At 68.3% G+C, this 11,659-nt stretch carries 9 protein-coding genes and 1 pseudogene; 2 read left to right on the top strand and 8 right to left on the bottom strand.

Annotation, left to right across the window (positions count from 1 at the left end; all coding sequences use genetic code 11):
- Positions 1 to 19: 19 nt before the first annotated feature.
- The 7 genes from AC1Q7O_RS22825 to AC1Q7O_RS22795 all read right to left on the bottom strand — a co-directional run bounded on the left by AC1Q7O_RS22825 (position 20) and on the right by AC1Q7O_RS22795 (position 9,036).
- Positions 20 to 1,381: a GH1 family beta-glucosidase gene (locus AC1Q7O_RS22825; protein ID WP_492661112.1), complete on the bottom strand. Its 1,362-nt coding sequence runs from the start codon at positions 1,379 to 1,381 to the stop codon at positions 20 to 22.
- 278 nt (positions 1,382 to 1,659) lie between these two features.
- Complete coding sequence (locus AC1Q7O_RS22820; protein WP_492661200.1) at positions 1,660 to 3,507, bottom strand: potassium transporter Kup; 1,848 nt, start codon at positions 3,505 to 3,507, stop codon at positions 1,660 to 1,662.
- A gap of 191 nt (positions 3,508 to 3,698) precedes the next feature.
- Positions 3,699 to 4,967, bottom strand: a complete 1,269-nt coding sequence (gene gshA, locus AC1Q7O_RS22815; RefSeq protein ID WP_492661111.1) for a glutamate--cysteine ligase — start codon at positions 4,965 to 4,967, stop codon at positions 3,699 to 3,701.
- A 55-nt stretch (positions 4,968 to 5,022) separates the two neighbouring features.
- Complete coding sequence (locus AC1Q7O_RS22810; protein WP_492661110.1) at positions 5,023 to 6,159, bottom strand: GGDEF domain-containing protein; 1,137 nt, start codon at positions 6,157 to 6,159, stop codon at positions 5,023 to 5,025.
- A 231-nt stretch (positions 6,160 to 6,390) separates the two neighbouring features.
- Positions 6,391 to 7,914 (bottom strand): ammonium transporter, encoded by a 1,524-nt coding sequence (gene amt / locus AC1Q7O_RS22805; RefSeq protein WP_492661109.1) that lies wholly within the window; start codon positions 7,912 to 7,914, stop codon positions 6,391 to 6,393.
- Positions 7,915 to 7,949: 35 nt separating this feature from the next.
- A complete protein-coding gene (gene glnK / locus AC1Q7O_RS22800; RefSeq protein WP_056192325.1) occupies positions 7,950 to 8,288 on the bottom strand; it encodes a P-II family nitrogen regulator in 339 nt (112 codons plus the stop codon).
- A 19-nt stretch (positions 8,289 to 8,307) separates the two neighbouring features.
- A complete protein-coding gene (locus AC1Q7O_RS22795; RefSeq protein ID WP_492661108.1) occupies positions 8,308 to 9,036 on the bottom strand; it encodes a TorF family putative porin in 729 nt (242 codons plus the stop codon).
- A gap of 284 nt (positions 9,037 to 9,320) precedes the next feature.
- On the opposite strand from AC1Q7O_RS22795, the pseudogene AC1Q7O_RS22790 reads away from it, so the two are divergent.
- Positions 9,321 to 10,172: pseudogene (locus AC1Q7O_RS22790) on the top strand (YifB family Mg chelatase-like AAA ATPase); the annotation flags it as partial.
- A gap of 307 nt (positions 10,173 to 10,479) precedes the next feature.
- On the top strand, positions 10,480 to 10,866 hold the full coding sequence (locus AC1Q7O_RS22785; protein ID WP_492661107.1) for a hypothetical protein: 387 nt from the start codon (positions 10,480 to 10,482) through the stop codon (positions 10,864 to 10,866).
- 37 nt (positions 10,867 to 10,903) lie between these two features.
- Here the strand turns inward: AC1Q7O_RS22785 and istB are convergent.
- Positions 10,904 to 11,659, bottom strand: a 756-nt coding sequence (gene istB, locus AC1Q7O_RS22780; RefSeq protein WP_492662750.1) for an IS21-like element helper ATPase IstB, incomplete at its 5' end; no start/stop codon positions are given.

Here is an 11,659-nt window from a genome sequence, read left to right as displayed (position 1 = left end):
GCGGACGCCGCGCGGGAACTCAGCGGCGCGCGCGGTGCTTGGCGATGAAGTCGCGGTACCAGTGCGCGCTGTCCTTGGGCAGGCGCTCCAGCGTCTCGTAGTCGACGTGGATGAGGCCGAAGCGCTTGGCGTAGCCGGAGTTCCACTCGAAGTTGTCGAGCAGGCTCCAGTAGAAGTAGCCCCGCACGTCGGCGCCCAGGTTCATGGCCATGGACAGCGCCTGCAGGTGCGCCGACAGGTAGGCGATGCGTTCCTTGTCCGGCACGCGGCCGTCGACGACACGGTCGGCATTGGCCATGCCGTTCTCGGTGATGAACATGGGCGGCGGGTTGTACTCGCGCGCCAGACGCACGAGGTGCTGCGCGAAGACCTCGGGCACGATCTCCCAGCCCATGTCGGTGAAGCCCAGCTTGCCGGGGCCCTTGACGGTCTTGCCGTCGGCGCCGAACAGGCTGCGCGTGTAGAAGTTGATGCCGAGGAAGTCCAGCGGCTGGCGGATGCGCTCCAGGTCGCCGGGCTGGACCTGAGGCGCGTCGGCGCCGACGAAGTCGATCGCATCCTGCGGGTAGGCGCCGCGGAAGATCGGGTCCATGTACCAGCGCACGTTGAGGCCGTCGTCGATGCGGGCGGCGCGGCGGTCGGCCTCGGTGGGCGTGGCGGGGAAGGACGGCGTGTGGTTGAGGACGATACCGAGCTTGGTCTTCGTTTCGGCGCGCATCGCGGCGATGGCGTCGCCGTGCGACAGCATCAGGTGGTGCGCCACCTGCAGGCTCTCGGCGCGGCTGGTGTGGCCGGGCGCGAACTGGGCGGTCTCGTAGCCCAGCGTGGCGGTGCACCAGGGCTCGTTGTGGGTGGCGATGCTGGCCAGGCGGTCGCCGAAGCGGCGCGCGACCTCGGCGCCGTAGTCGGCGAAGCGGGCCACGACCTCGCGCGACAGCCAGCCGCCCTGGCCGTTCTCGTCCAGCGCCTGCGGCAGGTCCCAGTGGTAGAGCGTGGCGTGCGGCTGCAGGCCGGCCTGCAGCAGCTCGTCGATGAGGCGGTCGTAGAACGCGAAGCCGGCCTCGTTCCAGGCGCCCTGCCCCAGCGGCTGCACGCGCGGCCACGAAAGGCTGAAGCGGTAGCAGTCCAGGCCCAGGCGCTTCATCAGCGCCACGTCGTCCTTGTAGCGGTGGTAGTGGTCGCAGGCGACGTCGATGTTGGAGCCGTCGTTGATGCGGCCCGGCTGGCGGCAGAAGTGATCCCAGATGGACGGCCCCTTGCCGTCCTCGGCCCCGGCGCCCTCGATCTGCGCGGCGCTGGTGGCCACGCCCCACAGGAAGTCGGGCGGGAAGGACTGCGCCAGCGCGGCGAGGTCGAGGCGGATGGGGTCGAGAGGATTCATGGTGTGCGGGAGCCGGTCATGGCCGGCGCGGGAAGTGACGATGCGGATCGGGGTGGGCCGCAGTCCACCCCGATCCGGGAAAGCGGCACCCACCGTGGTGCCGCCGCGCCGCTTTCTGGCGCGGCGAATTCATCATCCCCGATCATTGACAACGCTGTCAATATGAAATGACAGCGGTGTCTTCTCGCTTGCGAACGCCGCTCAGGACGCGCCTGCCGCGGCACCGCCGTGGGGCAGCGCCGCCCAACGGCGGGCGCCACGCCCTGCCGCACAGGCTTCTAGATCTCGACCTTGGAGCCCAGCTCGACGATGCGGTTGGTGGGCAGGTGCAGGAAGTCCGCCGCCGCGGCCGCGTTGCGGTGCATGCTGGCGAACAGCTTCTCGCGCCACAGCGCCATGCCCGAGCCGATGGTGGGGATGACGATGTCGCGGCTGAGGAAGTAGCTGGTCTCCATGTCTTCCAGCTGCACGCCCTGCTTCTTCAGCAGCTGCAGCGCCTCGGGCACGTCGGGCTCGTTCTTGAAGCCGAAGTGCAGCGCCACCTGCCAGCACTGGTTGCCCAGCGACTCGACCTCGATGCGCTTCTCGAAGCCTATCCAAGGCACCTCGTGGTGCTTCACCGTCACGAAGATGTTCTGCTCGTGCAGCACCTTGTTGTGCTTGAGGTTGTGCAGCAGCGCGTTGGGCGTGCTGCCCTTCTCGGCCGACAGGAACACCGCCGTGCCGGACACCCTCGTAGGCGGGTTGATGAACACGGCCTCCAGGAAGGCGGTCAGCTCGATGGCGTCCTCGCGCAGCTTGTCAGACAGCTGCTTGCGGCCCTGCTTCCACGTCAGCATCAGCGTGAACACGCAGATGCCGATCAGCAGCGGGAACCAGCCACCGTGCAGCAGCTTGAGCAGGTTGGACGCGAGGAAGGTCACGTCGATGACGAAGAAGACGCCTGTGGCCGCGACGCACAGCGCCAGCGGGTAACGCCAGCCGAAGCGGATGACGAAGAAGGTCATCACGGTCGTGATCGTCATGTCGATGGTGACGGCCACGCCGTAGGCACCGGCCAGCTTGCTGGACGAGCCGAAGAACACCACCGCCACCACCACCAGCGCGAACAGGCTCCAGTTGATGAAGGGCACGTAGATCTGGCCGGTGTCGCGCACGCTGGTGTGCAGGATGCGCAGCCGCGGCATGATGCCCAGCTGGATGGCCTGCTTGGTCACCGAGAAGGCGGCCGTGATCAGCGCCTGCGACGCGACGATGGCCGCCAGCGTGGCGAGCAGGAACAGCGGGATCTCGGCCCACGACGGCGCCAGCAGGAAGAACGGGTTCTTGATGCCCGCCGGGTCGTCCAGCAGCATGGCGCCTTGGCCGAAGTAGTTGATGACCAGCGACGGCATGACCACGCCGTACCAGGCGATGCGGATGGGCTTCTTGCCGAAGTGGCCCAGGTCGGCATACAGCGCCTCGCCGCCGGTCACGACCAGCACCACCGCGCCCAGCGCGACGAAGGCCACCCAGCGGTACTCCAGGCAGAAGTTCAGCGCGTAGACCGGGTTGATGGCCGCCAGCACGCGCGGGTTGTCGACGATGTGCGGCAGCCCCAGCAGCGTGAGGCTGGCGAACCAGGCCAGCATGACCGGCCCGAACGCCTTGCCGATGCCGCCGGTACCGAAGCGCTGCACCGAGAACAACCCCATCATGACGATGAGCGTGATGGGCAGGATGGCGTCGTGCAGCTGCGGCTCGTAGACGTCGATGCCCTCGACGGCGCCCAGCACCGTCATGGCCGGCGTGATGACGGCGTCGCCGAAGAAGATGGCCGTGCCGAACAGCCCCACCAGCATCAGCCCGCGGCGCAGCGGCGGCTTGTCGTTCACGGCGTTGGTGGCCAGCGCCAGCATCGCGATGAGGCCGCCCTCGCCGTTGTTGTCGGCGCGCAGGATGAGCAGCACGTACTTGACCGAGACAATGGTGGTCATCGTCCAGAACAGCAGCGAGAGCACGCCGAGGATGTTGTCCGGCGTCGTGGCGACGTGGCCGCCGTGGAAGACTTCCTTGAGCGCGTAGAGCGGGCTGGTGCCGATGTCGCCATAGACCACGCCGAGGGCGCCAAGGGTCAGGCCCGCCATCGCCGAGGGGCTGCGGGCCGCGTGGGAAGAACTCACTGCGCAGGGGCCACCGGCGTCAGCGGTGGCTTCGTTGTTCGAAAGTGGGGATTCTGCGCCCGGTTTCGGGATTTTGTGCAGCGCAGCAAACCCGCAACTTCGAGGCTTGACGCCCCGCAGGCCTCGGCGTATTGCCGGCGTAGAGCCGGATAACCCTAGGCCGCCTCTTCCGTCTCGGCCTGCGGGTCGGTCGCTTCCAGCTCGTAACTGGCGGCCAGCATCGCCAGCCGGCCGATGACGCCGTACATGTAGAACCGGTTGGGCGCGCTGGCACCGGGCTTCTCGCCCGGGCGCGGCAGGTGCGGCGAGTCGGCAAAGGCCAGCGGCACGTAGCTGGCGCCGGGGGCGTTGAGGTTCTCGTCGATGCCGCGGCTGGCGTGCACGCGGTAGTAGCCGCCCACGACGTAGCGGTCCATCGTGTAGACCACCGGCTCGGCCACGGCCTCGTGCACGCGCTCGTGGGTGGGCACGCCTTCCTGCACCAGCACCTCGGTGCCCAGGTCGTCGGGCAGGCGCTGCGCCAGCGCCTCGATGTCCTTGGCGTCCCGCACGGTCAGCACGGCGCGGCCGTAGCTGCCCACGTCGCTCTTGATGACGACGAAAGGCTTCTCGTTGATGCCGTATTCCTTGTACTTGCGGCGCACCTTGGTGAGCTGCGCATCGGCGGCCGTCTGCAGCGCCTCCAGGCCCTTCTTGCCGTGCATGTCGACGCTCTGGGACATGGGCGTGATCAGCCACGGGTCCATGCCCAGCAGCTTGCCGAAGCGCTTGGCCACTTCCTCGTAGGCGCGGAAATGCTGGCTCTTGCGGCGCACGCTCCAGCCGGCGTGCAGCGGCGGCAGCAGGTATTGCTCGTGCAGGCCCATCAGCTGCGGCGGCGTGCCGGCGGCGAGGTCGTTGTTGAGCAGGATCGTGCAGGGGTCGAAGCCCTTGATCGTCAGGCGGCCGCGCTTGCGCACCAGCGGCTCGATGACGATGCCGGCGCCGTTGGCCGTCTTCAGCTCGGTGGGCCCGGTGATGGCGGTGTCCAGCGTGCCGAAGCGCACGTTCAGGCCGGCCTGCGTGAAGATGCGCGCCAGCGTGGCCAGGTTCTCCAGGTAGAAGCTGCAGCGCGCGCCGGTCTCGGGGATGACGAGCAGGTTGCGCGCCTCGGGGCAGATCTTCTCGATGGCCGCCATGGCCGCCTGCACGGCCTGCGGCAGCATCTGGTCGGTCAGCAGGTTGAAGCCGCCGGGGAACAGGTTGGTGTCCACCGGCGCGAGCTTGAAGCCGGCGTTGCGCAGGTCCACCGACGCGTAGAAGGTGGGCGTGTGCTCCATCCACTCCAGGCGGAACCAGCGCTCGGTGGCCGGCATGGATTCCAGGACGCGCGCCTCCAGTTCGTTGATGGGGCCGTTCAGTGCGGTGATCAGATGGGGAACCATGGCCGGATGATCTCAAACTCGACAGAGGCGGGCCACATGGGGGCGCCCGGCGGGATCACAAGACGCCGTCGGCGCAGCAGGTGCGGCCGCGGCCAGCATGCTTGGCGCGGTAGAGCTGGTCGTCGGCGCGCTGGATGGCCGCAGCCAGCGATTCGCCCGGCTGCAGCCGCACCGCGCCGGCGCTGAAGTCCACCGCGAAACCCAGGCTGGCCTCGCAGCGACGCCGCATCGCCTGGTGCAGCCGGGCATCCAGCCGGCCGAAGGCCTCGGGGTCGCACTGGCGCAGCAGCAGGCAGAACTCCTCGCCACCGTAGCGGCCCACGAGGTCGCTGGCGCGCAGCTCGCCGCGCAGCACCTCGCCGGCGAGCTTGAGCACCTCGTCGCCCACCGGGTGGCCGCGCTCGTCGTTGATGCGCTTGAAGTGATCCAGGTCCAGCATCAGCAGCACGGCGGCATCGCCGGCCGCGCTGCCCACGGCGCCGAGGGCGCGGCCGGCGCGCTGCATCCACTCGCGGCGGTTGAACAGGCCGGTCAGCGTGTCCAGCGAGGCCAGCCGCACCAGCGCCTGCTCCGCCGCGTCACGGTGCGCCAGCAGGAAGCCCATGGTGCCCAGCACCAGGCTGGCGTTGAGCAGCATCAGGTGCGCGATGTTCAGCGGGTGCGGCACCAGGAAGCGCGGGTAGATCTCCGGCCAGCCCAGCACCAGCACGCCGCGCGCCACCGTCAGCAGCGAATTGCCCAGCGCCGCGACGCCGCACAGCCAGCGCCAGCGCGCGCGGCCCACGCCGGTCAGCAGCAGCCAGCTGGCCCAGCCGATCTGCAGGCCGATGGTGAGGTTGGTGACCCCGGTGGTCTGCTTCAGGTTGGGAAACAGGAAGACGTGCGCCGCGCCGAGCAGCAGCGGCGGCAGCCACAGCCCGCGGCGGGACACCGCCACGCCGAGAAAGCGCGCCGACGTCAGCACCATCGCGGATGCCGAGGCGCTCAAGGCCATCACGCCCAGCGTCGCCGTCACCAGCGGCACCAGCTGCGTCGCGGCGATCAGCAGGCCGAACCCCAGCGCCTGGCCCGCCAGCATCAGCTGCCAGGCCTGCAAGCCGCCGCGTGCGCGCACGCCGACGCAGACCGCCAGCGCCAGCAGCATCAGCAGTGCATTGACCAGCACCGCCGCGAGCAGGGTGATCACGTCCATGGCGGGGCAGCATAACGGCGCCCTCGGGAGGCAAAAACGAAAAAGCCGCCCCGGAGGGCGGCTCGGCGTGAAGTAGGTCTGAGGGCGCTGACTCTTGCGGGCCGAGCGCCGGGCCGCCCCAAGCCGGCCCGCCTTGGGCGATGTGCTTGCGGCTCAATGCCGCAAGCATCGCCGTCCCCTCGGGGGACCGACCGGACCGCGCGCGTTCAGCGCCGCGGGCCGGGCGAGGGGTCACTTGTGATAAGCCGTCTCGCCGTGCGACGAGATGTCCAGGCCTTCGCGCTCTTCCTCTTCCGTCACGCGCAGGCCGATGGTCAGGTCCACCAGCTTGTAGGCGATGAAGGAGACGACGCCCGACCAGACGATGGTCAGCAGCACGGCCTTGGTCTGCGTCCAGACCTGGCCGGCGATCGTGTAGGCGTCCGGCGCGATCATCGCGGCGGTCACCCAGTCGCCGACGGCGCTCGGGCCGCCCAGGTTGGGGCTGTTGAACACGCCGGTCAGGATGGCACCGACGATGCCGCCCACGCCGTGCACGCCGAACACGTCCAGCGAGTCGTCCGCGCCCATCAGCTTCTTCAGGCCCGACACACCCCACAGGCAGGCGAAGCCGGCGACGATGCCGATGACCAGCGCGCCACCGATGCCGACGTTGCCGGCGGCAGGCGTGATGGCCACGAGGCCGGCGACGGCGCCCGACGCGGCCCCCAGCATGGACGCCTTGCCCTTGAGCAGCGCCTCACCCACGCACCAGGCCAGCACGGCAGCGGCCGTGGCGGCGAAGGTGTTGATGAAGGCCAGCGCGGCGAAGCCGTTGGCTTCCAGCGCGGAGCCGGCGTTGAAGCCGAACCAGCCCACCCACAGCAGCGAGGCACCGACCATCGTCAGCGTCAGGCTGTGCGGCGTGAAGGCTTCCTTGCCGTAGCCGACGCGCTTGCCAACCATGTACGCACCCACCAGGCCGGCAACGGCCGCGTTGATGTGCACCACGGTGCCGCCGGCGAAGTCCAGCGCGCCCCACTGCCAGATCAGGCCGGCCTTGGCGTTCGTCGCATCGACGACGTCAGCGGCCGTGTAGGCGTCCGGGCCCGCCCAGAACCACACCATGTGGGCGATCGGCAGGTAGCTGAACGTGAACCACAGCGTCAGGAAGGCCAGCACGGCCGAGAACTTGATGCGCTCGGCGAAGGCACCAATGATCAGGCAGGCGGTGATGCCGGCGAAGGTCGCCTGGAACGCCGCGAACACGATCTCGTACATCGGCACACCCTTGGAGAAGGTGGCGCCCAGCGCGAAGGTGCCGGCGACGTTGTCCCAGATGCCCTTCATGAACAGCCGGTCTGTGCCGCCGATGAACTTGTTGCCCTCGGTGAACGCGAAGCTGTAGCCGTACAGGAACCACAGCACGACGATCAGCGAGAAGCCAACCATCACCTGCATCAGCACGGACAGCATGTTCTTGCTGCGCACCAGGCCGCCGTAGAACAGCGCCAGGCCCGGGATGGTCATCAGGATGACCAGCAGCGTGGACAGCAGCATCCACGACGTGTCGCCCTTGTTGGGCACCGGCGCGGGAGCCGCCGCCGCGGAAGCGGCTTCGGCCGGCGCGGCGGCGGCGGGTGCAGACGCCGCATCGGCGGCAGCAGGCGCGGCGGAGGCCGCCACGGCGGCCGGCGCCGAGGCCGCATCCTGGGCCCAGGCGGCTGGCGCGAGCAGGCCGGCGGCAAGCGCGAGGCCGGCGAGGAGTTTCTTCATTTGAGGTTTCTCCAAACGGTTGTTATGAGCGCGCTTCAGAGCGCGTCGTTGCCGGTTTCGCCGGTGCGGATGCGGACGACCTGGTCCAGCGGCGACACGAAAATCTTGCCGTCGCCGATCTTGCCGGTGCGGGCAGACGACTCGATGGCCTCGATGACGCGCTCGACGACGTCGTCGTTCACGGCTGCCTCGATCTTGACCTTGGGCAGGAAGTCGACGACGTACTCGGCGCCGCGGTACAGCTCCGTGTGGCCCTTCTGGCGGCCGAAGCCCTTGACCTCGGTGACCGTCAGCCCCTGCACGCCGATGGCGCTCAGGGCTTCGCGCACCTCGTCGAGCTTGAACGGCTTGATGACGGCAGTGATCAGTTTCATGTCGCGCTCCAGTGAGTTCTTAGAAGGTCTTCTTCAGGCCGACGACCACCGACGTCTTGCCGAGGAACTTGTCGCCGACAGCGCTGGTGTAGGTCGACTTCTTGGCATCCGTGCCGATGACGGCGGCGCTGACCACGAGGCCGGAGAAGTCCTTGGCCAGCGTCAGCGAGTAGTCGGTGTACGACGCCGCGCTGTTGCGATGGACGGTCTGGTGGCCGACGTGCGGCGCCAGCGTCATGCCGTCGCCCAGGTCGAACGTGGCCGTCACGTCGAAATAGCCCGAGCCCTTGCTGTCGGCGAAGCCGAACAGGTTGGTGGTGCTGTGCGAGTACTTGGCCGTCACCGGGCCGAAGCTCAGCGCGCCGTAGATCTCCAGCGTGTTGGCGCTGGGGTTGAGCTTGTTGCCGGAATAGAGGTACTGCAGCAGACCCACGTCCAGCGTCAGGCCCTTGGAGACTTCGGTCTTGTAGCCACCGTACAGGTCCACCTCGACCTTGGAATCGCCACCGGCGTCCTTGATCCACTTGATCGTCGAGGCCCAGGCGCCGACGTAGAAGCCATTGGGCGCCGCATAGTCCACACCGCCCTGCAGGGCCGGCTTCAGGCGGGTCTGGCTGATGCCGCGGTAGCGGTACTCGCTGACGGCACCCACGTTGAAGGACAACGGGTCCGGCGCCGGCTCATCGGCGAACGCGGGCAGGACGACCGCGGACAGCGCGAGTGCGATCAGCGAAGGGGACAACTTCATGGCGGGGCTCCTGTTTCGAAAAATGAGGGTGACGACAGTCAGACGGTTCATTGCAGCTTCCGTGCCAAGCGCCGCACCTTGGTGGCTCCGCACAAATCTGGGCGAGCCGCACCCGCAACGCCGGCAATTGCACCAAATTGGCGCCAGCCTGGGGCGGTGCGCACATCGCCGGTGCAGACCTGGGAAATACTCCGCGGCAACAGCCCCCGGACCCGCGGCTAGACTGGCTCGCCCACGTCATGCCGGTGCATGGCCAGGCCTCCATCCATGACCTCACGCTATCGATGAGCCTCGCCACGGTCCACAGCCGCGCCCTGGACGGGCTGGCCGCCGCGCCGGTCACCGTGGAGGTGCACCTGGCCAACGGGCTGCCGTCGTTCACGGTCGTGGGCCTGGCGGACACCGAGGTCAAGGAGGCCCGCGAGCGCGTGCGCGCCGCGCTGGCCAACAGCGGACTGGGTTTTCCGGCCAACAAAAGAATCACGGTGAACCTGGCACCGGCCGACCTGCCCAAGGAAGGCGGCCGCTTCGACCTGCCGATGGCGCTGGGCCTGCTGGCCGCCAATGGCCAGCTGGACGCGGCCCGGCTCGCGCGCTTCGAATGCGCCGGCGAGCTGTCGCTGGCCGGCGAACTGCGCCCGGTGCGTGGCGCGCTGGCCATGGCGCTGGCGCTGCGTCAGGCCGGCGGCGAGCGCGAACTGCTGTTGCCCGAGGCCAGCGCCGCCGAAGCCGCGCTCGTCGACGGGCTGGCGGTGCGGCAGGCGCGGCATCTGCTGGACGTCGTCGCCGCGCTGCAGCCCGACGGCGACGCGCTGCCCCGCGCCACCGCCCTGCCCCGCGAGCCCCGCGGCGGCCTGCCCGACCTGGCCGACATCAAGGGCCAGGCCGGCCCGAAGCGCGCGCTCGAAATCGCTGCGGCCGGTGGCCATTCGCTGCTGATGGTGGGCCCGCCGGGCACCGGCAAATCCATGCTGGCGCAGCGGCTGGCGGGCCTGCTGCCGGCGCTGGACGACGACGCCGCGCTGGAATCCGCCGCCGTGCTGAGCCTGGCGGGCCAGTTCGACATTGCCCGCTGGGGCCAGCGGCCCGTGCGGGCGCCGCATCACTCGGCGTCCAGCGTGGCGCTGGTGGGCGGGTGGCGACAGCAAAACTAGCCAAGAAATTCATCAACATTTTCTAGAATTCAGAATTATTCTGGAATTCTCTGCGGCCTCACTTCAGGCGGAATCGCAGAGCCAAAGGTGCCGAAGAACAATGCCTGAAGCCCCGCCAGACTGAGCAGCGCGCGGTGACGATTCCGCGCGACCAACTCCGCGGAACCAGCCTATCCCGCGGTCTTGGCTAGGTAGCTTTACCGGCCGGACCATCGAGCAAACCGCATGTCGTCATGGCGGAAGCTGTGATACGTTCACAAACGATTACACATAAGGGAGAGTGGGGGTAATGGCGACTTCGTTCAGCGATCCACGGTGGCTGCAAGACCTCCGGCGCTTCCTGCCGCTGAAGAGCCAGTTCGTCCTAACAGGCAATGTCCGCGACCTCCAAGCCAGCGAACTGGCGGGCGGGGTCACGCCCCTTCGCTTCGACCAGGCTTTGGCCAACGCGCTTTTCGCGCACGGCTATGGTCAGGTCGTTCTCTTTGACCTCGTCCGGGGTTTCCAAGAACTCGCTCCGACCCTTCCCTCCGCTGAGCCGAGGGACGTTGGCGGAACGCTGACGGTGCCAGCGACCACGAACCTTCCCGCCGGCCCGGATGCGTTGTCAGGCTTCCTCAGTCAGGTTGCCCGCCACAACCAAGCGCCAGTAGTGTTGACGCTCGCGACCGACTGACCCGGCTGCTCGTTCAATACTGACCCACCCCTGAAGGCTACCCGAGGGAGCCTGAGTCTGTGGATATCTCTGAGTTCTTGGGGTCTCCTTTCTTGCGTTGAGTGGGTCGGGCACGTGCCGCCGCGACAGTCGTGCTGCTGTGCTTGAAGCGCCAGGACTCGTTGCCGGTCTCGACGATGTGGCAGTGGTGCGTAAGCCGATCCAGCAAGGCCGTGGTCATCTTGGCGTCGCCGAAGACGCTGGCCCATTCACCGAAGCTCAGGTTGGTCGTGATGACCACGCTGGTGTGCTCGTAGAGCTTGCTCAGCAGATGGAACAACAGCGCCCCGCCGGCCTGGCTGAACGGCAGGTAGCCCAGCTCGTCCAGGATGAGCAGGTCCACATACATCAGCCGGTGCGCGATCTGCCCGGCCTTGCCGGCCGCCTTCTCCGCTTCCAGCGCGTTGACCAGCTCGACGGTCGACTGGAAGCGCACCCGTTTGCCATGCCGCTGGATTGCTTCAATGCCGAGCGCCGTGGCCAGGTGCGTCTTGCCGGTGCCCGGTCCGCCGATCAGCACCACGTTGTGCGCGACCTCGGTGAACTGGGTCGTGTGCAGCTTGCGCACCAGCGCTTCATCGACCGCGCTGGCCTCGAACTCGAAGCTCGCCAGGTCGCGGTGCGCCGGGAAGCGCGCTGCGGTCATCTGGTACGCGATGGAGCGCACGTTGCGCTCGGCCCCTTCGGCGTTCAGGAGCTGTTCGATCAGCTGCTCGGGCTCCAGCGCCGCGTGGCGGCAATGCGCCACGAGCTC

It is taken from the genome of Roseateles sp. GW823-FHT07B05 (assembly GCF_058794515.1).
This window is presented reverse-complemented; position numbering and strand designations above follow the sequence as displayed.